The sequence below is a fragment of the Enterobacter sp. R-25 genome, assembly GCF_049913205.1.
In the GTDB taxonomy this organism is placed as follows: Bacteria; Pseudomonadota; Gammaproteobacteria; order Enterobacterales; family Enterobacteriaceae; genus Enterobacter; species Enterobacter ludwigii.
The window spans coordinates 3,810,241-3,834,780 of record NZ_CP183982.1 but is presented as its reverse complement, the minus strand read 5'-3'; the positions used below and the strand labels follow the sequence as shown (position 1 = coordinate 3,834,780).

Here is a 24,540-nt window from a genome sequence, read left to right as displayed (position 1 = left end):
TGTTTTTTTACGGTGCCGGATAGGTATAAACCTGATGCACCGCGTCAATCTCCGCCAGCACGTCCTCGCTCAGGTCCAGATGGAAACTCTCAATGTTGGTTTTCAACTGTTCCATCGTCGTTGCGCCCAGCAGGGTGCTGGCCACAAACGGCTGACGGCGTACGAAGGCCAGTGCCATCTGGGCAGGATCGAGCCCGTGACGCTTCGCAATATCAACGTAGGCCGCGACGGCTTTCTGCGTCTGCTCGCCGCTATAGCGGGTAAAGCGGCTGAAGAGCGTATTACGCGCGCCGGCTGGCTTCGCACCGTTCAGGTATTTACCCGTCAGCGTACCAAAGCCCAGGCAGGAATAGGCGAGCAGCTCAACCTCTTCATATTGCGTCACTTCGGCCAGACCCACTTCGTAACTGCGGTTGAGCAGGCTGTAGGGGTTCTGGATGGTGACAATGCGCGGCAGATCGTGTTTATCAGCCAGGTGCAGGTAGCGCATAACGCCAAAAGCCGTTTCGTTAGACACGCCGATGTAGCGGATTTTGCCCGCTCGCTGGCATTCGGTCAGCGCTTCCAGCGTTTCAAGCAGCGTAACGGCGGGAGCACTTTCGTTCCAGCTGTAGCCGAGCTTACCAAAGCAGTTGGTTGGACGCTGCGGCCAGTGTACCTGGTAGAGATCAAGATAATCGGTTTGCAGGCGCTTCAGGCTGGCATCCAGCGCGGCACGGATATTCTTGCGATCGAGGATCTGGTTTGGGCGGATCCCGGCATCGCTGTTACGCGCAGGGCCGCTGACTTTCGAGGCGATAACCAGTTTTTCGCGATTGCCGCGTTTTGCCAGCCAGTTGCCGACGTAGGTTTCGGTAAGCCCCTGCGTTTCCGGGCGTGGAGGAACAGGGTACATCTCTGCGACATCAATCAGGTTAATGCCCTGGCTGACGGCATAATCGAGTTGTGCATGGGCATCGGCTTCGCTGTTTTGTTCACCAAATGTCATCGTGCCCAACCCCAGTTGGCTTATCTCCAGAGAGCTGTGGGGGATACGGTGATAATGCATAGCCGGCTTCCTTCAATAGACATGTAGACCGCGTCAGGAACCTCCCGACAAAGGAATATAAACATGGCAGAGGGGAAGCAAAAGGGGAAGAAAAAAATCAAAAAGGCCAGCAAGGTACTGACCTCTCTCTGTTTATCGCTCGATAATTTGCGAGACTTCGTCGCGATTGATCTGCATTTTATTCCCGGACTGATCGCGGTAGCTGACCAAACCAGTGTCATCATCAACTTCCGGCTTGCCGTCTGTCAGGATCATCCGGCCATCTTTTGTCGCCATCACGTAATCGCTGCTACAGCCCGATACTGCAAACGCTAATCCGACTGCTGAAATTAACACTGCCCATTTTTTCATCGTTATCGTCCTCACCTGGCTCGTATCAAATCATAGTGTAGTAATAACCCGATATTTCGACAGGAGGAAGCGGTAAAATCTTAAAAACCAGGTGATTATGTTTGAGAGCTCTCAAAATAAGTAAAAAACTACGTTTTGAGTAAGAAATGGCGAGCAAGGAGCGCCCCGGTAAAGTTCTTTTTGAGATAAAAACCGCGTGGCAATGTCAGTATCGGCTCGCCCCGGGCACCGATTGCTTCCGTGAGCGCTTTACTGTTCGCCGCCTTTGGCCGCAGCTGTAACACCTCTCCGTGTCGGGCGGTGATGCGCTCAACCTGACCGAGGACAATCATATCCATCAGCTCTTCCCAGTCCAGACGCAGCTGATGCTCTTCATCTTCATCCGGACTCCACAGCAGCGGTGCGCCAACCCGGCGTTCAGCCAGCGGGATCTGACGTTCTCCTTCTACGGGGACCCAAAGCACGCGCTTCAGTTTATGGCGAACGTGACTGGTTTCCCACGTCACACCGGTATTCCCGGTTAACGGTGCAACGCAGACAAATGTCGTTTCCAGGGGCTTCCCAAGGCTATCGATGGGAATGGTTTTTAACTCTACGCCCAGGGCGGCGAAATCCTGCTCCGGTTTACTCCCTGCGCTTGCACCCAACCACAGCTCCAGCAGCATGCCGATCCAGCCTTTATCCCGCTTCAGATCCTGAGGGATCGGCAGGCCAGCCATTGCCGCCAGCTCGCCAAGCGAAAAGCCTGCCAGACGCTGCGCCTGCTGTAGCAACTGGGTTTCGCTGGACGGCGGTGAAAGCAAGGGTAAAAGCGAATGCATGAAGGTAACCTTTTGATTAAAAAATACACTAAGAAATTGTCCCCTGTGGATAGAGTTTAACTTTTTCTGTACGAATATGCCATGTGCATGATTTATAGGTTTTTTTAGTACACTAAAAATGGATGGCGAGGGACAAAAATTCGGTTGTTCAATTCTGGTCACTGACAATGAACAGGATCTTACACCATGTTATCCACAGAAAAGTGGGATAACTGGGCATAACCCTGACTACTGTTTCAATTTACAGCCTTGACGTGCGACGAAAATCCAATTTTCAAACAAATTGTGCCTAACTTATTGGCACAATCTGTGGATAAAACCGACGCTGTTCGATCTTTCATCAGCACAACGATCCCTGATGTGACGATCGTCACGCTTAAGCGGTGTGGGTTGGTTTTATGGTGATTAACTTTATGAAAATAATAATTTTATTTTCTTTCGGTAATGGAGAGGGATTGACGGCGGCTGAGGTTGTTCATCGGTAATCAGACACTTCTTCACAACTATATCCACAGAAAAGGTGAATAAAATTCCCCTCAGAGCCGCTCATCTGTTTATAACTCTGCCTGTATTTGTGAGTTATTCAAATGTTATTAGGTTGCAGCCCTGTAAGAGAGTGGTTTACCGCCTCCCTGTAGTGTGAAACAATCATTCATATATAAGGTTTAGTTTGGGGTAGTCCGGTGATTGATGACGATGGCTACCGCCCGAACGTAGGAATAGTAATTTGTAATCGTCAGGGCCAGGTGATGTGGGCCCGTCGATATGGTCAGCACTCCTGGCAGTTCCCGCAAGGCGGGATCAACCCGGGAGAGTCCCCAGAACAAGCGATGTACCGGGAGCTGTTTGAAGAGGTTGGTTTAAGCCGAAAAGATGTTCGCATCCTGGCTTCGACCCGCAACTGGTTGCGTTACAAGTTACCGAAACGTTTGGTGCGTTGGGACACAAAGCCGGTTTGTATCGGCCAGAAACAAAAATGGTTTCTACTGCAGTTGGTGGGCAACGATTCAGATATCAATATGCAAACCAGCAGTACGCCGGAGTTTGATGGCTGGCGTTGGGTGAGCTATTGGTATCCTGTTCGTCAGGTCGTGTCATTTAAACGCGATGTTTACCGTAGGGTGATGAAAGAGTTCGCAAGTGTTGTCATGCAGCTTCAGGAGATCCCGCCTAAGCCGCAGAGCGCACCTGCCTGGCGACGTAAAAGAGGTTAAGCTACGCAAATCATGCTCACCCGCTTGCGAGAAATAGTCGAGAAGGTGGCCAGTGCGCCGCGTCTGAATGAGGCGCTGAACATTCTGGTTACCGACATCTGTCTTGCGATGGAGACCGAAGTCTGTTCGGTGTATCTGGCCGACCACGATCGGCGTTGCTATTACCTGATGGCGACCCGTGGTTTGAAAAAGCCACGTGGACGCACCGTAACGCTCGCGTTTGATGAAGGTATCGTTGGTCTGGTTGGGCGACTCGCCGAACCTATCAACCTTGCCGACGCGCAAAAACACCCCAGCTTTAAATATATCCCCTCCGTAAAAGAAGATCGTTTCCGCGCCTTCCTTGGCGTGCCGATTATTCAGCGCCGTCAGCTGCTTGGTGTGCTGGTGGTACAGCAGCGTGAGTTGCGTCAGTACGATGAAAGCGAAGAGTCTTTCCTCGTCACGCTGGCCACGCAGATGGCCGCGATCCTCTCCCAGTCCCAGTTGACGGCACTGTTTGGTCAGTATCGTCATACGCGTATTCGCGCGCTTCCGGCGTCGCCGGGCGTCGCTATCGCCGAAGGCTGGATGGACGCCACTCTGCCGTTGATGGAGCAAGTGTACGAAGCCTCAACGCTTGATGAAGCGCTTGAGCGTGAGCGTCTCACCGCCGCACTGGAAGAGGCGTCGAATGAGTTTCGTCGCTACAGCAAGCGCTTTGCCGCTGGGGCGCAAAAAGAGACAGCGGCCATTTTTGACCTTTACTCGCACCTTCTCTCCGATGCACGTCTGCGCCGCGAGCTTTTTGACGAAGTCGACAAAGGTGCGGTTGCGGAGTGGGCGGTTAAAAAGGTCATCGAAAAATTTGCCGAACAGTTTGCGGCACTGACCGACGGTTACCTGAAAGAGCGGGCCGGTGATTTACGCGCCCTGGGGCAGCGTTTACTGTTCCATCTTGATGACACTATTCAGGGCGCGAATGCCTGGCCAAAACGTTTTGTGCTGGTTGCCGATGAACTCTCCGCGACAACGCTGGCTGAACTGCCTCATGACCGCCTGGCGGGCGTGGTGGTACGCGATGGCGCGGCGAACTCGCACGCGGCCATTATGGTGCGCGCGCTGGGAATTCCCACCGTTATGGGGGCGGATATCCAGCCATCGGTGCTGCACCGACGCACCCTGGTGGTCGACGGTTATCGCGGTGAGCTGTTGGTTGATCCTGAGCCGGTTCTGCTTCAGGAATACCAGCGCCTTATCAGCGAAGAGAATGAATTAAGCAAGCTGGCAGAGGATGACGTTAATCTGCCCGCGCAGCTCAAAAGCGGCGAGCGAATCAAAGTCATGCTCAACGCAGGTTTAAGCCCCGAGCATGAAGAGAAGCTCGGCAGCCGCATCGACGGTATCGGCTTATACCGCACCGAAATCCCGTTCATGCTGCAAAGTGGCTTTCCCTCTGAAGAGGAGCAGGTCGCGCAGTATCAGGGCATGCTGCAGATGTTTAACGACAAACCGGTCACCCTGCGCACCCTTGATGTCGGGGCAGATAAACAGCTGCCGTACATGCCGATCAGTGAGGAAAACCCGTGCCTGGGCTGGCGTGGGATACGCATTACGCTCGATCAGCCTGAGATCTTCCTGATCCAGGTGCGTGCCATGCTGCGCGCGAATGCGGCGACGGGTAACCTCAGCATTTTACTGCCGATGGTCACCAGCATTGATGAGATTGACGAGGCGCGGCGTCTGATTGAGCGTGCCGGTCGTGAAGTCGAAGAGATGATTGGCTATGCGATCCCCAAACCACGAATTGGGGTGATGCTTGAAGTGCCGTCAATGGTCTTTATGCTGCCGCAGCTGGCTAACCGTGTCGACTTTATCTCGGTCGGTACCAATGACCTGACGCAGTATATTCTGGCCGTCGACCGTAACAACACGCGTGTTGCCAGCATCTATGACAGCCTGCACCCTGCGATGATCCGGGCGTTAGCGATGATCGCGCGAGAAGCCGAACAGCACGATATTGATTTGCGCCTGTGTGGTGAAATGGCCGGAGATTCGATGTGCGTTGCAATCCTGATTGGGCTGGGGTACCGCCACCTCTCCATGAACGGCCGTGCGGTTGCCCGCGTGAAGTACCTGCTGCGGCATATCGATATTGAGGATGCCCGCGAGCTGGCTGAACGCAGTCTTGAAGCGCAGCTGGCCGCTGAAGTGCGTCATCAGGTGGCTGCTTTCATGGAACGACGCGGTATGGGCGGCCTGATTCGCGGCGGTCGCTAATACGTACTTTTCCCCTCACTCCGTCCTCGTCCTTTGTGACAGGGCGGAGGTGAGGATATAACACACTCCTCTATACACATCTTTTACATCTCTGGCGCATCCTCCGCGTCCGCCTTATGCTATGATTCGCAACTTTGGAGCCTCTGCTAACAGCAGAATCGCATTTCTACCGCTGTCCACTTTCAGCGGAATAACAACATCTTGTGGTGACAGATGAACAGTGGTTATCTGCATTTTCCGGAATTCGATCCGGTCATTTTCTCAATAGGACCTGTTTCGCTTCACTGGTACGGTCTGATGTACCTGGTCGGCTTCATTTTTGCCATGTGGCTTGCTGGCCGTCGCGCCAGTCGTCCCGGCAGTGGCTGGACCAAAAACGAAGTCGAGAACCTGCTGTATGCAGGTTTCCTTGGCGTGTTCCTGGGCGGCCGTATTGGGTATGTTCTGTTCTATAACCTCCCGGTATTCCTGAACGATCCACTCTACCTGTTCCGCGTCTGGGATGGCGGCATGTCCTTCCACGGCGGGCTGATTGGTGTGATCCTGGTGATGGTGATTTTTGCCAAACGCACCAAGCGCAACTTCTTCCAGGTGTCAGATTTTATCGCGCCACTGATCCCGTTTGGTCTGGGAGCAGGACGTCTGGGCAACTTTATCAATGGTGAGCTCTGGGGGCGTGTCGACCCGAGTGTCTCCTTTACCATGCTGTTCCCGGGCTCGCGTGCAGAGGACATGGCGCTGCTGCCGTCTCATCCTGAGTGGCAATCCCTGTTCGATACTTACGGTGTTCTGCCGCGCCACATGTCTCAGCTTTACGAGCTGGCGCTGGAAGGTGTGGTGCTGTTTATCATCCTGAATCTGTTTATCCGTAAACCGCGTCCGATGGGGTCTGTCTCAGGTCTGTTCCTGATTGGCTACGGTGCATTCCGTATCATCGTCGAGTTCTTCCGCCAGCCCGATGCACAGTTCACCGGCGAATGGGTACAGTACATCAGCATGGGGCAGATCCTCTCCATTCCGATGATTGTCGCGGGTGTCATTATGATGATTTGGGCGTATCGTCGTCGTCCACAGCAACAACTTTCCTGAGGAACCATGAAACAGTATCTTGAACTGATGAAAAAAGTGCTCGATGAGGGCACGCCGAAAAATGACCGTACCGGTACCGGCACGCTCTCCATTTTTGGCCACCAGATGCGCTTCAATCTGCAGGAAGGTTTTCCGCTGGTGACGACAAAGCGCTGCCACCTGCGCTCGATCATTCATGAACTGCTCTGGTTCCTGCAAGGCGATACCAACGTTGCGTATCTGCATGAAAACAACGTCTCTATCTGGGACGAATGGGCAGATGAAAACGGCAACCTGGGCCCGGTGTACGGTAAGCAGTGGCGCGCATGGCCTACGCCGGATGGCCGCCATATTGACCAGATCACCACCGTGATGAACCAGCTGAAAAACGATCCGGACTCGCGCCGTATTATCGTTTCCGCCTGGAACGTCGGCGAGCTGGACAAAATGGCACTGGCACCGTGCCATGCGTTCTTCCAGTTCTATGTGGCAGACGGTAAGCTCTCCTGCCAGCTCTATCAGCGTTCCTGCGACGTGTTCCTCGGCCTGCCGTTCAACATTGCCAGCTATGCGCTGTTAGTGCATATGATGGCGCAGCAGTGCGATCTGGACGTGGGCGATTTCGTCTGGACCGGTGGGGATACCCATCTCTACAGCAACCATATGGAACAGACGCATCTCCAGCTGACTCGCGAACCGCGCGCCTTGCCTAAGCTGATTATCAAACGCAAACCGGAATCCATTTTTGATTACCGCTTTGACGATTTTGAGATTGAGGGTTATGACCCTCATCCTGGCATCAAAGCGCCCGTCGCTATCTGAGTCCGTCAATCGTGACATAACCGGTGCTGTTTAGCGCCGGTTTTTTTTCGCCTTCTTGCCGCTTTCCGACGCGTTATCCAGAACGTATGCAACGCACTGCAACCGCTTAACTTTCCTTGATAAGGGCTCGTAAAACGGTCATCCGTTGCTCGTCAATTCCAGGCCATTTCGCCACACTCCCGGCATGAAAAAAGAGAACGGTTTTACGCTTATCGAAACCCTGGTGGCTATCTCGCTGGTGGTCATTCTCAGCGCCTCCGGGCTATACGGCTGGGACAACTGGCAACGGCAGCAACGGCTCTGGCAAACTGCCGGGCAGGTGCGTGATTACCTGGTCTTTCTGCGTAATGACGCAAACCGGCACAACCGTGACCACCAGGTCACACTGCGGCGCGACAGGGGCGTCACCTGTCTGATGAGCGCATTCGTGCAGGGCTGTGATAAGGGCAGTCCGTTTGTATTTATTCCCCTGTGGCCGGAGGTCACGGTGAGTGAAATAACGCCGTTATTTGGCTTCTATGGACTCAGGGATACGGCATGGGCAGGGCGAATACGCCTGCAAAGTCGTGCAGGAGAATGGCTCGTCATTGTCTCGAATGGAGGGCGAATCAGGATGTGCAATGTCACAGGAGAAGGTTCATGTCCCTAAACCAGCAGGGTTTCTCACTGATGGAAGTTTTGATTGCCACGGCGATCAGCAGTCTTTTACTGATAAGCGCCTCGCGCTTTTTACCGGGCTTGCAGCGGGCTGTTTTACAGCAGTCCGGTCAGCGGGAGCTTGAGGAGGAGGTGTGGCAACGCCTTTTTTCCCTCGGCAAGCAGCTTCAGCGTGCGGGTTATTGCGCCGGAAACTGTGCGGGGCAGGGACTGACGATCGGCAGGCAAGGTCGCTGTGTCATTGTACGGTGGGATGCAAACAGTAACGGTAACTGGGATAGCTCGTCTTCGGAAAACGACAGCACAGGTTTTCGTCTGGAATCAGGTGCACTGGAGACCCTGCATGGGGCGACCTCGTGTGAAGGTAAAGGATGGGAGAAACTCACTGACCCCAACAGGCTTCTCATCCAGCACTTTGTGGTGAGTCAAGTTGAGCATGCGGGGTTTGCCCCCCAGTTGAATATTGAAATGACCGCCCTTCGTCAGGGCGAGCAGGGGGTGCCCTGTCAGGCTTTTTATGGCGTCACAGGGTACAACCTGTGAACCGGCAGCGCGGGATGTCCTCGCTGGCGCTGGTGTTACTTTTACTGGTGTTGGGCTCGCTGATCCTCACCGGCCTCAATCAGCAGCTGACCACGTTTAGCGCACTGGTGGGCGGTGAGAGCCGCTCGGTTCAACAGCAGGCATCCGTGCAGTCAGCGCTTGAATGGGGACGCGTTCAGAGCTGGTTATCTGAGCCTGAGATCCAGTGCAAAAAGGTATCGGCGTGGCGAGTTTGCCTGCGGCTACTGAATGAAGCGCGTGTGCTGCTTATCGCCGGGAGTGATGACCTGCAGCTATGGCGCAGAGGCGAAATCATCGACGGTAAGATCCATTTCTCGCCACACGGCTGGAGTGATTTTTGTCCGCTTAAGGAGAGTGCGTTATGCCAGCTGCCGTGAGCAGAGAAAAAGGCTTTAGCATGGTTGAGGTATTACTGGCGATGATGCTGCTGGTGATGATCGTCACGGCACTGTCGGGTTATCAGCGGGCACTGGCGACGCGGTTCTCCATGTTTAATCAGTATCGTCAGCTCTGGCACCATGCCTGGAATCAGTCTCAGCTTTCAACAATTGCTCTCCCGGCAGGCTGGCAGGTCAGTCGGGGGCAGACAACACTCTCTGGATGTGTCAGCATCACGGTTACACTTATTTCTCCTCTGGGGCGGCGCGGCGAGATGACGCGTCTGCATTGCCCGGTTAGCCAGTAGTCGGGAGCGTCTATGTTAAGGGTCTACCACTCAAATCGTCTGGATGTGCTGGAAGCGCTGATGGAATTTATCGTTGAGCGCGAGCGGCTTGACGATCCTTTTGAGCCAGAAATGGTGCTGGTGCAGAGCACCGGTATGGCGCAGTGGCTGCAGATGTCGCTTTCGCGTAAATTCGGCATTGCCGCAAATATCGATTTCCCGCTGCCCGCGAGTTTTATCTGGGAGATGTTTGTCCGCGTGTTGCCGGACATCCCGGAACAGAGTGCCTTCAACAAGCAAAGCATGAGCTGGAAGCTGATGGCATTGTTGCCGGACATGCTGCAGCATGATGAATTCGTCATGCTACGCCACTACCTCAATGACGACACCGATAAACGCAAGCTGTTCCAGCTGGCATCGCGCACCGCCGATCTCTATGACCAGTATCTGGTGTATCGCCCGGAATGGCTGACTCGCTGGGAAGCGGGCGAGCGGGTCGACGGGTTACCGGAGGCGCAAGTCTGGCAGGCACCGCTCTGGAAAGCGCTGGTGGAACACACTGAGAAACTTGGCCAGCCGAAGTGGCACCGTGCAAACCTCTACCAGCGGTTTATCTCCATACTGGAAAACAGCGCTGAGCGACCAGCCCGGCTGCCCTCTCGCGTGTTTATCTGCGGCATCTCGGCGCTGCCACCGGTGTATTTGCAGGCGCTGAGTGCACTGGGTAAACACATCGACATACATATCCTCTTTACCAATCCGTGTCGCCAGTACTGGGGCGACATTCAGGATGAACGCTGGCTTTCGCGACTGGTGTCTCGCCAGAGACGACGCCTGTTTGAAGAGCGTACCGTACCATTGTTTAAAGACAGCGCGTCTGCCGCACAGCTATTTGATGAGCACGGCATTCAAAACCTGCCAAACCCGCTGCTTGCCTCTTGGGGAAAGCTGGGCCGCGACTACATTCACATGCTCTCAGACATCACGTCGTCAGGCGAAGGGGATGTGGATGCCTTCGTCGAGATCGCTCCGGATAGCCTGCTGCATAATATCCAGCTCGACATTCTGGATCTCGAAAACCGCGCCGTCATGGGCGTTACGGCGAAAGAATTTGAACGCAGCGACAGTAAGCGCAAGCTGGACGGCGACGATCGCAGCGTCACGATCCACGTTTGCCACAGCCCGCAGCGCGAGGTTGAAGTCCTTCACGATCAACTGCTGGCGATGCTGCAGGACGATCCTGAGCTGACGCCACGTGACATTGTGGTGATGGTGGCGGATATCGACAGTTACAGTCCCTTTATTCAGGCTGTTTTTGGGAGTGCGACGGGTGAACGCTACCTGCCGTACGCCATTTCTGACCGACGGGCCCGCCAGTCTCATCCGGCCTTGCAGGCCTTTATTACTTTGCTTTCATTACCGGATAGCCGGTTTATCTCCGAAGATGTCCTGGCATTACTGGATGTCCCAGTCCTGGCCGCACGTTTCAATATCAATGAAGAGGGGCTGCGCTACCTTCGTCAGTGGGTTAACGAGTCCGGCGTACGCTGGGGCATTGATGATGACAACGTTCAGGCGTTCGAGCTTCCTCCTACCGGCCAGCACACCTGGCGGTTTGGCCTGACGCGTATGCTGCTGGGCTATGCGATGGAAAGCAGCCAGGGCGAGTGGAATGAAGTCCTGCCCTACGATGAGTCCAGCGGGTTGATCGCTGAGCTGGTCGGTCATTTAGCTTCCCTGCTGATGCAACTTAACCGCTGGCGGCTTGAGTTGATGCAGCCGCGTCCGCTGGATGCGTGGCTCCCGGTTTGCAGGGCATTGCTCAATGATTTCTTCCTGCCGGACAGTGATACCGAAGCCGCTATGGCGCTCATTGAAACGCAGTGGCAGGCAATCGTCGAAGAGGGCGTGAGTTCCCACTATAACGAGGCTATCCCATTGTCATTGCTGCGCGATGAGCTGACGCAACGGCTCGATCAGGAGCGAATTAGCCAGCGTTTCCTGGCAGGCCCAATCAATATTTGCACCCTGATGCCAATGCGTTCTATCCCGTTCAAAGTGGTGTGCCTGCTCGGAATGAATGACGGTATTTATCCACGCGCCCTGGCACCACTGGGTTTTGATCTGATGAGTGCGAATCCAAAGCGGGGCGATCGTAGCCGTCGTGACGATGACCGCTATCTCTTCCTTGAGGCGCTCATTTCGGCTCAACGTCAGCTGTATATCAGCTATATCGGTCGTTCTATCCAGGACAACAGCGAGCGCTTTCCTTCTGTTCTGGTGCAGGAACTGGTGGATTATATCGGGCAGAGCCACTATCTGGCGGGGGATGAAGCCCGTAACTGTGATGAAAGCGCGCAGCGGGTGAAGGCGCATATCACCCGCTTCCATAGCCGCATGCCGTTTGACCCGGTGAACTACGTGGTCAGCGATCATCAGAGCTATGCCCACGAATGGCTGCCTGCGGCGAAAAAAGAGGGGAGAGCGCATACCGATTTCATTCAGGAGCTTGATCCTCGCCCGATAGACACCCTGACCTTTGAACAGCTTCAGCGGTTTTGGGGGCATCCGGTACGCGCTTTCTTCCAGCAACGGTTGCAGGTCAATTTCCGTTCTGAAGAGAGTGAAATTCCTGATGCAGAGCCGTTTACGCTGGAAGGGCTGGAGCGTTATCAGTTAAACCTGCAGCTGCTGAACGCGCTGGTTGAAGAGGAAGATGCCGACAAGCTTTACCGCCGCTACCGTGCTGCGGGGCAGTTACCCTACGGGGCGTTCGGAGAAATTGTCTGGGAGGCGCAGCGCCAGGAGATGGAAGCTCTGGCAGAACGCGTGAGGGAATGCCGGCAACCCGGAACCAGTCTTGAAATCGATCTCAACTGCCAGGGTGTGCAGCTCACGGGCTGGCTAACTCAGGTACAGCCGGATGGGCTCCTGCGCTGGCGTCCTTCCATGCTTAGCGTTTCACAAGGTTTGCAACTCTGGCTCGAACATCTTGTCTACAGTGCTGGCGGCCATAAAGGCGAAAGCCGTATTTTTGTCCGCAAAGAGGGCGAATGGCGCTTTCCGCCGATGGACGCAGAGCAGGCGTTACGTTATTTATCCTTGTACGTTGAAGGCTATCTGCGGGGAATGAATAAACCGCTCCTGCTACTGCCCGAGAGCGGTGGCGCCTGGATAAAAGCTTGTTATGACGCACAGAATGATGCCATGTTAACGGATGACGCTTCACTGCAGAAAGCACGGAGTAAATTCATGCAGGTGTATGAAGGTAACATGATGGTGCGCGGCGAAGGTGAGGATGTCTGGTATCAACGTTTATGGCGAACGCTTGAGCCTGAATACTTCGAGGCTATCACGGAAGAAGCACAACGCTACCTGTTACCGTTGTTCAAATTTAATCAGTCCTGAGTGCTGTATAAAAATTGCGCAGCATGGGGTGTTCATTTATGATGCACTTCTTATCACGGACTGATGTACCCAAAGAAAGAGATGTTGGTGAGTCCAGCACGCAGTTTGTTAATGATGTAGCCGTGATAAAGAGGTCGTAATGCCAGGCAGCACCTTGTTCAAAGCGTTTGTTTTGTTTGTCGCCCTTTGGGCACCTTTCACTCAGGCAGGCTCCGGTTGGCAACCCATTCAGGAAACTATCCGTAAGAGCGAAAAAGATACCCGTCAGTATCAGGCTATTCGCCTTGATAACGGGATGACTGTGCTGCTGGTTTCCGATCCGCAGGCGGTAAAATCCCTGTCGGCACTGGTGGTGCCGGTTGGGTCGCTGGAAGATCCGGAAGCCCACCCTGGGCTTGCACACTATCTGGAACATATGACGCTTATGGGTTCCAAAAAATACCCACAGCCAGATAGCCTGTCCGAATTTCTCAAAATGCATGGCGGCAGCCACAACGCCAGCACGGCGCCGTACCGTACAGCCTTCTATCTCGAAGTTGAGAATGATGCGCTGGGAGGTGCAGTGGATCGTCTGGCGGATTCTATCGCGGCTCCCCTGCTGGATAAAAAATACGCTGACCGCGAGCGCAATGCCGTTAATGCTGAACTGACCCTTGCCCGTACGCGAGACGGGATGCGCATGGCGCAGGTGAGTGCAGAAACCATTAACCCGGCGCACCCGGGATCGCGTTTTTCCGGTGGTAACCTGGAGACGCTGAGCGATAAACCGAACAGCCCGGTGCTGGATGCCCTGCATGCCTTTCGCGATAAATACTACTCCGCCAATCTGATGAAAGCGGTCATCTACAGCAACAAACCGTTGCCTGAGCTGGCAAGCATGGCGGCACAGACGTTTGGCCGGGTACCGAATAAAAATATCGACCTGCCGCAGATAAACGTTCCTGTGGTCACGGACGCGCAAAAAGGGATCGTTATCCACTACGTTCCTGCACTGCCGCGTAAAGTGTTACGCGTTGAGTTCCGCATTGATAACAATACGGCGCAGTTTCGCAGCAAAACCGATGAACTGGTCACCTACCTGATTGGCAATCGTAGCCCGGGAACACTTTCTGACTGGCTGCAAAAACAAGGGCTGGTGGAAGGTATCCGTGCCGACTCCGATCCGGTTGTGAACGGCAACAGCGGCGTGCTGGCGATCTCCGCCACCCTGACTGACAAAGGTCTGGCTCACCGTGATGACGTCGTGGCGGCTATCTTCAGCTATCTCTCTTTGCTGCGCGATAAAGGCGTCGATAAACGCTACTTTGATGAACTGGCGCACGTGCTGGATCTCGATTTCCGTTATCCGTCCATTACCCGCGACATGGATTACGTTGAATGGCTGGCGGATACCATGATCCGTGTGCCGGTGGAACATACCCTCGACGCGGTCAATATTGCCGACCAGTATGACGCCGACGCGGTAAAAGCCCGCCTGGCGATGATGACGCCGCAGAATGCCCGCGTCTGGTATATCAGCCCGAACGAACCGCATAACAAAATGGCCTATTTTGTCGATGCCCCTTACCAGGTGGATAAAATCAGTGACCAGACCTTCGCCGACTGGCAGAAAAAGGCCGGTGAGATCGCGCTTAAATTGCCGGAGCTGAACCCCTACATTCCGGATGATTTCTCGCTGATTAAAACCACGAAAGCCTATCCGCACCCGGAACTTATCGTTGATGAGCCGACGCTGCGCGTGGTGTATACGCCAAGCCGCTATTTCGCGAGTGAACCGAAAGCCGATGTGAGCGTGGTTCTGCGTAACCCAAAAGCAATGAACAGCGCTAAAAATCAGGTGATGTTTGCGCTCAATGACTATCTTGCCGGTATCGCACTCGATCAGCTTAGCAATCAGGCGGCCGTCGGCGGGATAAGCTTCTCGACCAACGCCAATAACGGTCTGATGGTCAATGCCAACGGCTACACCCAGCGTCTGCCGCAGCTGTTCCAGGCGTTACTGGAAGGTTATTTCAGCTATACCCCGACGGAAGAGCAACTTGAGCAGGCCAAATCCTGGTATGCGCAGATGATGGATTCTGCCGAGAAGGGTAAAGCGTATGACCTGGCGCTCATGCCGACGCAAATGCTTTCGCAAATTCCCTATTTCCAGCGCGAAGATCGCCGGGCGCTACTGCCCTCTATCACCTTAAAAGATGTGCTGGCGTATCGTGATGCGCTGAAAACGAACACGCGTCCGGAGTTCCTTATCGTCGGAAACATGAGTGACGTACAGGCCAAAACACTGGCAGAAAATGTCCGTACGCAGCTTGGTTCGAAAGGTGACGAGTGGTGCCGCAACCAGGACGTACTGGTTGAGAAAAAACAGAATGTGATTTTTGAAAAGGCGGGTAACAGCACGGATTCAGCCCTGGCTGCTGTGTTTGTACCCACGGGTTATGATGAATTCACCAGTACCGCGCAGAGTGCGGTGCTGGGGCAGATTATTCAGCCGTGGTTCTACAACCAACTGCGTACAGAAGAGCAGCTTGGTTACGCGGTCTTTGCCTTCTCCATGAACGTGGGTCGCCAGTGGGGGCTGGGCTTCCTGCTGCAAAGCAGTGATAAACAGCCTGCTTATCTCTGGCAGCGTTATCAGGCATTCTTCCCACAGGCGGAAGCGAAGCTGCGGGCGATGAAGCCGGAGGAGTTTGCTCAGATTCAGCAGGCCGTCATCGCGCAGGTGATGCAGCCGCCGCAGACGCTGGGTGAAGAAGCATCACAACTGAGCAAAGATTTTGATCGCGGTAATCTGAAATTTGATTCGCGTGATAAAGTAGTGGCCGAGATAAAACAGCTGACGCCGCAGAAGGTTGCTGATTTCTTCCACCAGGCGGTGGTTAAACCGCAGGGAATGGCGATTCTGTCGCAGGTTTCCGGTAGTCAGAATGGGAAAACGGACTACGTTAACCCGAAAGGCTGGACGATCTGGAAGAGCGTCAGCGCGCTGCAGCAATCTATGCCCTGGAGTAAGAAAGAATGACCGATACCGCTGAGCCCCTTAATCCCTTACGTTTACCTCTACAGGGTGAACGATTGATTGAAGCCTCAGCGGGAACGGGAAAAACCTTCACCATTGCCGCGCTCTATCTGCGTCTTCTGTTAGGGCTTGGTGGTAACGCCGCTTTTCCACGTCCGTTAAGCGTGGAAGAGCTGCTGGTGGTCACCTTCACCGAGGCCGCTACCGCTGAGCTGCGCGGTCGTATTCGTGCCAATATTCATGAGCTGCGCATCGCCTGCCTGCGCCAGACCACGGATAACCCTCTCTACGCCAGCCTTCTTGAAGAGATTGCAGATAAGCAACAGGCCGCCCAGTGGCTGCTGTTGGCGGAACGGCAGATGGACGAAGCGTCCGTTTTCACCATTCATGGTTTTTGTCAGCGCATGCTGAGCCTGAATGCGTTTGAATCCGGAATGCTGTTTGAACAGCAGCTCATTGAAGATGAATCTGTGCTTCGCTATCAGGCCTGTGCGGATTTCTGGCGTCGCCACTGTTACCCTTTATCGCGCGATATCGCTGAAGCGGTCCATGCGTTGTGGAAAGGTCCCGAAGAGCTTCTTTGCGCTATCGACCGTTATCTTCAGGGCGAAGCGCCGGTTATCAAATCCCCGCCACCTGCAGACGAAACGCTGGCTTCACGTCATGAAAAGATCGTCGGAAAAATTGCTGCGCTCAAGCAACAATGGAATGAGTCTGTCGGTGAGATTGAGGCGATCATCGAAAACTCCGGGATCGACAGACGTAAATTTAACCGCGGCAACCAGGGTAAATGGATCGAGAAGATCAGCGCCTGGGCGCAGGAAGAGACGCGCGGTTATCAGCTTCCGGACGCACTGGAGAAATTCTCGCAGCGTTTTTTGATTGAGCGGACTAAAGCCGACGGCATTGTGCCTGAGCATCCTCTGTTTGTTGCGATTGAATCGCTGCTCGCTGAGCCACTTACGCTCAATGACCTGATGATCACCCGCGCCATGACGGAAATTCGCGAAGCCGTATCACGTGAGAAACGTCGCCGTGGCGAACTGGGTTTTGACGATATGTTGAGCCGCCTTGATGCGGCGCTGTGCAGTGAAAACGGCGAAGCCCTTGCCTGCGCGATCCGTACCCGCTTCCCGGTAGCGATGATTGACGAATTTCAGGATACGGACCCTCAGCAGTACCGTATTTTCCGCCGCATCTGGCGACAACAGCCCGACACTGCGCTGTTGTTAATCGGCGATCCGAAACAGGCCATTTACGCCTTCCGCGGTGCGGATATTTTCACCTACATGAAGGCCCGCAGTGAGGTAGAGGCGCACTATACGCTGGATACCAACTGGCGCTCTTCCCCGGGCATGGTGCAAAGCGTCAATGCGCTGTTTAGCCGCATGGATACGGCGTTTATGTTCCGTGAGATCCCCTTTCAGCCGGTAAAGTTTGCCGCAAAAAACAGCTCGTTGCGTTTCGAATTCAACGGGATAACGCAGCCAGCCATGAACTTCTGGCTGCTGGACGGCGAAGGCTGTGGCGTCGCGGACTATCAAAATGCCATGGCCCAGCATTGTGCCGCGCAGATCCGTGACTGGCTCAGCGCTGGTGCGCGTGGCGAGGCGCTGTTGTGGAAGGAAAATGAGTCAGCCCCCGTGAAGGCGTCTGATATCACGGTGCTGGTGCGCAGTCGTCAGGAGGCGTCGCTGATCCGCGATGCGCTTACCCTGCTGAACATCCCGTCCGTGTACCTCTCAAACCGTGACAGCGTTTTTGAAACCCTGGAAGCACAGGAGATGCTGTGGCTGCTTCAGGCCGTGCTGTCCCCGGAGCGCGAAAGTACGCTTCGCAGCGCACTAGCCAGCGCAATGCTCGGTCTGAACGCCCGTGACATTGATGCACTCAATAATGACGAAGCCGCATGGGATGCGGTCGTCGAAGAGTTCGTTCACTACCGTGAGCGATGGCAGAAGCGCGGTGTGATGGCGATGGTGCGCGAGCTCATGGCGAAGCGACACCTTGCGGAGAATATGCTCGCGACAGCAGGCGGTGAGCGCCGCCTGACCGACATTTTACATATCAGTGAGCTGTTGCAGGAGGCGGGCACGCAGCTTGAAAGCGAACATGCTCTGGTGCGCTGGCTGGCGCAACAGATTGCCGACCCAAACAGCAACGCCTCCAGCCAGCAGATGCGTCTTGAGAGTGATAAACATCTGGTACAGATCGTCACGATTCACAAGTCGAAAGGCCTGGAGTATCCGCTGGTCTGGCTGCCGTTTATCGCCAATTACCGCGTGCAGGATCAGGCCTTTTACCACGATCGCGAGTCGTTCGACGCGGTGCTCGATCTCAGTAAAGCGGAGTCCAGCGTTGAGCTGGCCGAGGCCGAACGTCTGGCGGAAGATTTACGCCTGCTCTACGTGGCATTGACCCGTTCGGTCTGGCACTGCAGCCTGGGCGTGGCGCCGCTATTCCGCCGTCGTGGCGACAAGTCGGGGGAGAGCGATTTCCACCTGAGCGCGCTGGGGCGACTCATTCAGCTCGGCGAGCCCAAAGATGCTGCCGGGCTGCGCCAGTGCATCGAGTCGCTGTGCGGCGAGCATGTTGCCCTGCACATTCCGTCGCCACCCGATAACAGCCGCTGGCAGATGCCGGACTGGCGGGAATCTAAACTGGAAGCCCGGCAGATTCTGCGCACCATTGCCGACGACTGGCGCGTTACCAGCTACTCCGGGTTACAGCAGCACGGGCAGAGCATTGCGCAGGATCTGATGCCAAAGCTGGATATTGATGCCGCCGGAGCCGGTAGCGTACCGGTTGAGCCTGCGCTTACGCCGCATCAATTTCCACGCGGCGCGTCACCGGGAACCTTTTTGCATAGCCTGTTTGAAGAGCTGGATTTTACCCAGCCTGTCTCTGACGAATGGGTCCTGAAGATGTTACAGAGTGGGGGCTATGATGCACAATGGCAGCCGGTCCTCACCGAGTGGATCCGCGCTATTCTGCACGCCCCGCTCACGGCAGAGGGCCTCTCTCTCAGCCAGTTGACCGCCAAAGATAAACAGGTGGAGATGGAGTTTTATCTTCCCATCGCCAGCCCGCTGCGGGCTGACGCGCTTGATGCGGTGATCCGCGAGTATGACCCGTTGTCCGCCGGTTGCCCGCCGCTAAACTTCCGCCAGGTGCAGGGGATGTTAAAAGGCTTTATCGACCTGGTTTTCCGTCACGAAGGGCGCTACTACCTGCTGGATTACAAATCAAACTGGCTGGGTGAGAACAGCGAAGCCTACACCCAGCAGGCGATGGCATCCGCCATGCAAATGCATCGCTACGATCTGCAGTACCAGCTCTACACTCTGGCGTTGCATCGTTATCTGCGCCATCGCATTGCTGAATACCGTTACGAAGAGCACTTTGGTGGGGTGATTTACCTTTTCCTGCGCGGTGTGGATGCGGCTGACCCGCGTTCAGGTATCTTTAGCACACGCCCGCATGCGGCACTGATTGAGAAAATGGATAACTTATTTGCAGCAAACACGGAGGAAGTGGCATGACGATGCAGGAATTGTTGCTGGAAGCGGTAGAACAGCGACTACTGCGCCACCTGGACGTACAGTTCGCCATGATGGTGTCAGGTGATGAGCCTGCCGTGATGCTCGCCGCTGCCATCCTGAGTAAAGACGCAGGGGAAGGGCATGTTTGCCTGCCGCTTTCGCGTCTGGCGATGGATGAGAAAATGCCCGCGACCCTGCAGTCCTGCTTTGCTCTGCTGGGAGAATCCGTGGACTGGCCGACGGTGTTGCACCGTTCGCCTGCCGTCAGCGCAGCCGATAGCCAGACCCCCATGATCCTGACGGGCGATCGTTTGTATCTCAACCGACTGTGGCGTAATGAACTGGCGGTCGCGCGTTTTTTCAGCGAGACCAATGCGCCTCTTCCCTGCGATGAAGACCAACTGCGGCAAACGCTGGATACCTTGTTTACCTCTGTTGAGGCGACAGACTGGCAGAAAGTGGCGGCGGCCGTGGCCTTAACACGGCGGATCTCCGTCATCTCTGGCGGCCCGGGAACCGGTAAAACCACCACCGTGGCCAAACTGCTTGCCGCCCTGATTCAGTTATCAGGTGAGCAAAAGTGCCGTATTCGTCTGGCGGCCCCTACCGGCAAAGCGGCGGCGCGCCTGACCGAGTCGTTAGGTGGTGCGCTGCAGAAGTTGCCACTCACCGGGGAGCAGCTTGCCTTTTTCCCAAACGAAGCCAGCACGCTGCACCGGCTGCTGGGCGCTCAGCCGGGAAGCCAGCGTCTGCGTTATCACGCCGGTAACCCGTTGCACCTGGATGTGCTGGTGGTGGATGAGGCGTCAATGATCGACCTGACGATGATGGCGCGGTTGATTGATGCTCTGCCAGCGCACGCCCGCGTCATTTTCCTGGGCGATCGCGACCAGCTTGCCTCGGTGGAAGCCGGGGCGGTGCTGGGAGATATCTGCACTTATGCAAGCCTGGGATATACCGCTGAACGCGCTGAGGAGCTGTCCCGTCTGACCGGCTGTTCGCTCGCCAGTGAAAACCATTCCCTGGCGGGGGCGCTGCGCGACAGCCTGTGCCTGCTGCAAAAAAGCTACCGTTTCGGCAGCGACTCGGGCATCGGTCAGCTGGCTTCGGCTGTGAACAGAGGCGACCGGCAGACGACCTGTGCGGTATTTGACGGTCAATTCACCGATATCGAGAAAAAATCGCTGCAAACCGGGGACGAGTATCAGGCGATGCTTGATGACGCCCTGCAGGGGTATCAGCATTTCCTGACGGGTGTACAACAGCAATGCACGCCGGCACAGGCGCTCGCCGCCTTTGGCGAGTATCAGCTACTGTGTGCACTGAGGGAAGGGCCATTTGGCGTGAGCGGTCTGAACGACAGGTTCGAACAGCTGCTGGGCCAGAAACGCAAAATCCACCGTACCCCGCACTCGCGCTGGTATGAGGGGCGCCCGGTGATGATCGCCCGCAACGATAGCGCGCTGGGGCTGTTTAACGGGGATATCGGGATTGCCCTCGATCGTGGACTGGGGCTGCGCGTCTGGTTCCAGATGCCGGATGGAAGCGTGAAATCCGTTCAGCCCAGCCGTCTGCCTGAACATGAAACGGCCTGGGCAATGACGGTGCATAAGTCTCAGGGCTCCGAGTTCAACCATGCGGCGCTGATCCTGCCGACGCAGCTTTCGCCCGTCATTACCCGCGAACTGATTTATACCGCCATTACGCGCGCGCGTCAGCGCCTGTCGCTGTATGCCGATGAACGTGTGCTGCTACAGGCGATTGCCACCCGCACGGAACGTCGAAGCGGCCTGAGCGCGATATTTGAATCCCTTTAAGCGAAAGCCCCCACCGGGTGGTGAGGGCTTCGTATTATCCCAGATCGGCCATCAGCACTTTTGACCGGCGCTGATAGTTGTACATCTCTTTCTTACTCTCCGGCAGTGATTCAATGTCCACCGGTGTAAATCCGCGCTCCTGGAACCAGTGAATGCTGCGCGTAGTCAACACGAACAGCTTGTTCAGCCCCATCTGACGCGCCTGAGCCGCCACGCGTTCAAGCAGCATTTCACCCCGTGAAGAGCTCCGGTAGTCAGGATGCACCGCTACGCAGGCCATTTCTCCGATCTGCTCTTCCGGGAACGGGTAGAGGGCGGCGCAGGCAATGGTCAGGTTATCGCGCTGAATAATGGTGAATTTGTCGATCTCCATCTCCAGCTGTTCGCGGGAGCGCCGAACCAGAATGCCCTGCTGTTCCAGTGGGCGAATCAGCTCCAGAATTCCGCCGATATCATTGATGGTGGCGCGACGGATCTGCTCCGCGCTCTCCATCACAATCTGGGTGCCGATACCATCGCGGGAGAACAGTTCCTGCAGCAGGGCACCGTCTTCCTGATAGCTGATCAGGTGGCTACGGCGTACGCCGCTGCGACAGGCCTTCACAGCACCGCGCAAAAAACGCACGGTACCCGAGTGGTAATCCCCTTCGGCTTCCAGCGCTTCCACGCGAGCCTGGGCCTCATTCGGGAAGAGCTCTGGCACAATCACCCCTTCATCATTCACGACGCCCTGGGAAGAGCAAAACCCAATCATTTTCTCCGCCTTCAGCTTGATGGCCAACTGAGTGGCAATCTCTTCTGAGGTGAGGTTAAAGCTTTCACCGGTCACGGACACTGCCACAGGCCCCATCAGCACGATGGCACCGCTGTCTAGCTGGCGGTGAATGGCCTCTTCATCGATACGACGAATACGTCCGCTATGGCAATAGTCCACGCCATCGTCCACGCCGAGAGGCTGAGCGATGATAAAATTGCCGCTCACAACGTTGATGTGCGCGCCCTGCAGCGGTGTGTTGTTAAGGCTCATCGACAGGCGAGCGGTGATATCCAGCTGCAGCAGACCCGCCGCCTGTTTCACCAGCTCAAGGGTTTTCGCATCCGTGACGCGGGTATGTTTATGGTAAATCGGCTCGTGGTGATGCGCGGCCAGGTTGGCATCAATCTGCGGGCGCGCGCCATACACCACAACCAGGCGGATCCCGAGGCTGTGCAGCAGGCCAATGTCATTGACGATGCTGGAAAAGTTTTCATGCTCAATGGCTTCGCCGCCGAGCATGATGACAAACGTTTTTCCCCGATGGGCGTTGATATAGGGAACAGAATGGCGGAATCCCTGGACCAGTTCGGTTCTACGTTCCTTCACCATGACACAACCCTTAATGAATGTTTATTCGTAATTTCTGTATTTTTATTCGATTGTGGCCATGTGTGCAAGCCTAAATTTTCTGCGACCCATAGAAATTGATAAGTAATCCGTGCGTTAGCGTATGAATGTTTACCCTTTTATAGATGACAGTTTATGCGTCATTCGTTAAAGTTTTCGGTCAATTTAGCGATTTTGTAAATCAATCACTTTTCTTGCTCGGGAGAAGCATGTCGGGATCCAATTCAGCAATAAGCCGCCGCCGGTTGTTAAAAGGGGCAGGGGCGATGTGGTTGCTTAGCGTCAGCCAGGTGGGTCTTGCCGCCACCAGTCAGGTGGTGGCGGTGCGCGTCTGGCCGTCGTCGACCTATACACGCGTTACGGTAGAATCCAATCGGGTGCTGAAATATAAGCAATTTGCCCTCAGCAATCCTGAGCGTGTGGTGGTGGATCTCGAAGGTGTTAACCTCAACTCTGTGCTTAAGGGAATGGCGGCGCAGATCCGCGGCGACGATCCGTTTATCAAATCGGCGCGCGTGGGTCAGTTTGATCCGCAAACCGTGCGCATGGTGTTCGAGCTGAAGCAAAACGTTAAACCGCAGCTGTTTGCCCTGGCACCTGTTGCGACGTTTAAAGAGCGTCTGGTCATGGATCTCTACCCGGCGAATGCGACGGATATTCAGGATCCGCTGCTGGCATTACTGGAAGACTACAACCAGGGCAACCTGGAGAAGCAGGTACCACCGGCCCAGAGCGGTCCGCAGCCCGGAAAAGCAGGGCGCGATCGCCCGATTGTGATCATGCTTGATCCTGGCCATGGCGGCGAAGACTCGGGCGCAGTGGGGAAATATCGTACCCGGGAAAAAGATGTGGTGCTGCAAATCGCCCGCCGGCTGAAGGCGCTGATCGATAAAGAAGGCAATATGCGCGCCTACATGACGCGAAACGAAGATGTCTTTATTCCACTGAAAGTCCGCGTGGCGAAAGCCCAGAAGCAGCGTGCAGACTTGTTCGTCTCGATCCATGCCGATGCGTTTACCAGCCGCCAGCCGAGCGGTTCGTCGGTGTTTGCGCTCTCGACTAAAGGGGCAACTAGCACCGCCGCAAGATTCCTGGCTGACTCTCAGAACGCCTCGGACCTGATTGGCGGCGTGAGCAAAAGTGGCGACCGCTATGTCGACCACACCATGTTTGATATGGTGCAGTCGCTGACCATCACCGACAGCCTGAAATTTGGTAAAGCGGTGCTGGGCAAGCTAGGCAATGTTAATAAGCTGCACAAAAACAGCGTTGAACAGGCCGGGTTCGCGGTGCTGAAGGCCCCGGATATTCCGTCGATTCTGGTCGAGACCGCGTTTATCAGTAACGTGGAAGAGGAGCGTAAGCTCAGGACGGCAAAATTCCAGCAGGAAGTGGCAGAGTCGATTCTGGCAGGGATCCGGGCGTATTTCTCTGATGGGGCGACGCTGGCAAGGCTTGGGTAGTTGAGTGCGCCGGGTAAACGCCCGGCAGTTTCACACACCGCAGATACAAAAAAACACCCTGAAGGGTGTTTATTGTTTTAGAAGTATTGGTTGCGGGGGCCGGATTTGAACCGACGACCTTCGGGTTATGAGCCCGACGAGCTACCAGGCTGCTCCACCCCGCGTCCGTCTTTCTACTCTTGTAGAAACTTACTTCTTCAAATTTGATTGGTTGCGGGGGCCGGATTTGAACCGACGACCTTCGGGTTATGAGCCCGACGAGCTACCAGGCTGCTCCACCCCGCGTCCGTCTTCCTACTGTCGTAGAAGATACTTCATCAAATTTTAATTGGTTGCGGGGGCCGGATTTGAACCGACGACCTTCGGGTTATGAGCCCGACGAGCTACCAGGCTGCTCCACCCCGCGTCCGTGGAAGCGCACTATACTCGGTTAGGTTTG

Annotated in this window: 17 protein-coding genes, 3 tRNA genes and 1 pseudogene; 13 read left to right on the top strand and 8 right to left on the bottom strand. The window is 55.3% G+C overall.

Translation table 11 applies throughout. From position 1 onward, the window contains the following. Window positions 1–7 precede the first annotated feature (7 nt). The 4 genes and pseudogenes from ACN9MQ_RS18220 to ACN9MQ_RS18205 all read right to left on the bottom strand — a co-directional run. Complete coding sequence (locus ACN9MQ_RS18220; protein WP_025203341.1) at window positions 8–1,048, bottom strand: NADP(H)-dependent aldo-keto reductase; 1,041 nt, start codon at window positions 1,046–1,048, stop codon at window positions 8–10. A 132-nt stretch (window positions 1,049–1,180) separates the two neighbouring features. Continuing rightward, complete coding sequence (locus ACN9MQ_RS18215) at window positions 1,181–1,399, bottom strand: YgdI/YgdR family lipoprotein (protein WP_020883776.1); 219 nt, start codon at window positions 1,397–1,399, stop codon at window positions 1,181–1,183. 128 nt (window positions 1,400–1,527) lie between these two features. Next, window positions 1,528–2,220 carry a DNA mismatch repair endonuclease MutH gene (gene mutH, locus ACN9MQ_RS18210; protein WP_032678891.1) on the bottom strand — a complete coding sequence of 231 codons (693 nt, stop codon included), beginning with the start codon at window positions 2,218–2,220 and terminating at the stop codon, window positions 1,528–1,530. A 154-nt stretch (window positions 2,221–2,374) separates the two neighbouring features. Further along, window positions 2,375–2,440: pseudogene (locus tag ACN9MQ_RS18205) on the bottom strand (hypothetical protein); the annotation flags it as partial. 463 nt (window positions 2,441–2,903) lie between these two features. Here ACN9MQ_RS18205 and rppH point away from each other — a divergent pair. From rppH to recD, 12 genes are all read left to right on the top strand, one after another. Further along, window positions 2,904–3,434, top strand: a complete 531-nt coding sequence (rppH, locus tag ACN9MQ_RS18200; protein WP_013098553.1) for an RNA pyrophosphohydrolase — start codon at window positions 2,904–2,906, stop codon at window positions 3,432–3,434. 12 nt (window positions 3,435–3,446) lie between these two features. Then, window positions 3,447–5,693: a phosphoenolpyruvate--protein phosphotransferase gene (ptsP, locus tag ACN9MQ_RS18195; protein WP_014171450.1), complete on the top strand. Its 2,247-nt coding sequence runs from the start codon at window positions 3,447–3,449 to the stop codon at window positions 5,691–5,693. A 213-nt stretch (window positions 5,694–5,906) separates the two neighbouring features. Next, window positions 5,907–6,782, top strand: coding sequence for a prolipoprotein diacylglyceryl transferase (lgt, locus tag ACN9MQ_RS18190; protein ID WP_014171449.1), 876 nt, complete (start codon window positions 5,907–5,909; stop codon window positions 6,780–6,782). Window positions 6,783–6,788: 6 nt separating this feature from the next. Continuing rightward, a complete protein-coding gene (gene thyA, locus ACN9MQ_RS18185) occupies window positions 6,789–7,583 on the top strand; it encodes a thymidylate synthase (protein ID WP_014171447.1) in 795 nt (264 codons plus the stop codon). Between the two features lie 184 nt (window positions 7,584–7,767). Then, on the top strand, window positions 7,768–8,232 hold the full coding sequence (locus tag ACN9MQ_RS18180) for a prepilin peptidase-dependent protein (protein ID WP_032680368.1): 465 nt from the start codon (window positions 7,768–7,770) through the stop codon (window positions 8,230–8,232). Then, on the top strand, window positions 8,223–8,783 hold the full coding sequence (locus tag ACN9MQ_RS18175; protein WP_223398789.1) for a prepilin peptidase-dependent protein: 561 nt from the start codon (window positions 8,223–8,225) through the stop codon (window positions 8,781–8,783). Before ACN9MQ_RS18180 ends, ACN9MQ_RS18175 begins: the two co-directional genes overlap by 10 nt. Further along, window positions 8,780–9,181 (top strand): DUF2509 family protein, encoded by a 402-nt coding sequence (locus ACN9MQ_RS18170; protein WP_068794979.1) that lies wholly within the window; start codon window positions 8,780–8,782, stop codon window positions 9,179–9,181. Before ACN9MQ_RS18175 ends, ACN9MQ_RS18170 begins: the two co-directional genes overlap by 4 nt. Further along, window positions 9,166–9,489: a prepilin-type N-terminal cleavage/methylation domain-containing protein gene (locus ACN9MQ_RS18165; protein ID WP_014171443.1), complete on the top strand. Its 324-nt coding sequence runs from the start codon at window positions 9,166–9,168 to the stop codon at window positions 9,487–9,489. The genes ACN9MQ_RS18170 and ACN9MQ_RS18165 overlap by 16 nt, the downstream gene beginning before the upstream one ends. Window positions 9,490–9,501: 12 nt before the next feature. Next, the gene (gene recC / locus ACN9MQ_RS18160) at window positions 9,502–12,876 is read left to right on the top strand and encodes an exodeoxyribonuclease V subunit gamma (protein WP_063925552.1); all 3,375 of its coding nucleotides are present in this window, start codon (window positions 9,502–9,504) and stop codon (window positions 12,874–12,876) included. Between the two features lie 139 nt (window positions 12,877–13,015). Further along, window positions 13,016–15,898 (top strand): pitrilysin, encoded by a 2,883-nt coding sequence (gene ptrA / locus ACN9MQ_RS18155; protein ID WP_020883783.1) that lies wholly within the window; start codon window positions 13,016–13,018, stop codon window positions 15,896–15,898. After that, on the top strand, window positions 15,895–19,437 hold the full coding sequence (recB, locus tag ACN9MQ_RS18150) for an exodeoxyribonuclease V subunit beta (RefSeq protein ID WP_426262664.1): 3,543 nt from the start codon (window positions 15,895–15,897) through the stop codon (window positions 19,435–19,437). The genes ptrA and recB overlap by 4 nt, the downstream gene beginning before the upstream one ends. Then, window positions 19,434–21,254 (top strand): exodeoxyribonuclease V subunit alpha, encoded by a 1,821-nt coding sequence (gene recD / locus ACN9MQ_RS18145; RefSeq protein WP_426021168.1) that lies wholly within the window; start codon window positions 19,434–19,436, stop codon window positions 21,252–21,254. Before recB ends, recD begins: the two co-directional genes overlap by 4 nt. A 34-nt stretch (window positions 21,255–21,288) precedes the next feature. On the opposite strand, the gene argA is transcribed toward recD, so the two are convergent. Then, window positions 21,289–22,620 (bottom strand): amino-acid N-acetyltransferase, encoded by a 1,332-nt coding sequence (gene argA / locus ACN9MQ_RS18140; protein WP_020883786.1) that lies wholly within the window; start codon window positions 22,618–22,620, stop codon window positions 21,289–21,291. A gap of 227 nt (window positions 22,621–22,847) precedes the next feature. On the opposite strand from argA, the gene amiC reads away from it, so the two are divergent. Beyond that, window positions 22,848–24,101, top strand: coding sequence for an N-acetylmuramoyl-L-alanine amidase AmiC (gene amiC, locus ACN9MQ_RS18135; protein ID WP_020883787.1), 1,254 nt, complete (start codon window positions 22,848–22,850; stop codon window positions 24,099–24,101). 87 nt (window positions 24,102–24,188) lie between these two features. Here amiC and ACN9MQ_RS18130 read toward each other — a convergent pair. The 3 genes from ACN9MQ_RS18130 to ACN9MQ_RS18120 form a co-directional block, all read right to left on the bottom strand. After that, window positions 24,189–24,265: transfer RNA gene (locus ACN9MQ_RS18130), tRNA-Met, on the bottom strand. Between the two features lie 44 nt (window positions 24,266–24,309). After that, window positions 24,310–24,386 (bottom strand) — tRNA-Met (locus ACN9MQ_RS18125). A 44-nt stretch (window positions 24,387–24,430) separates the two neighbouring features. Continuing rightward, window positions 24,431–24,507, bottom strand: a tRNA-Met gene (locus ACN9MQ_RS18120). Window positions 24,508–24,540: the final 33 nt, after the last annotated feature.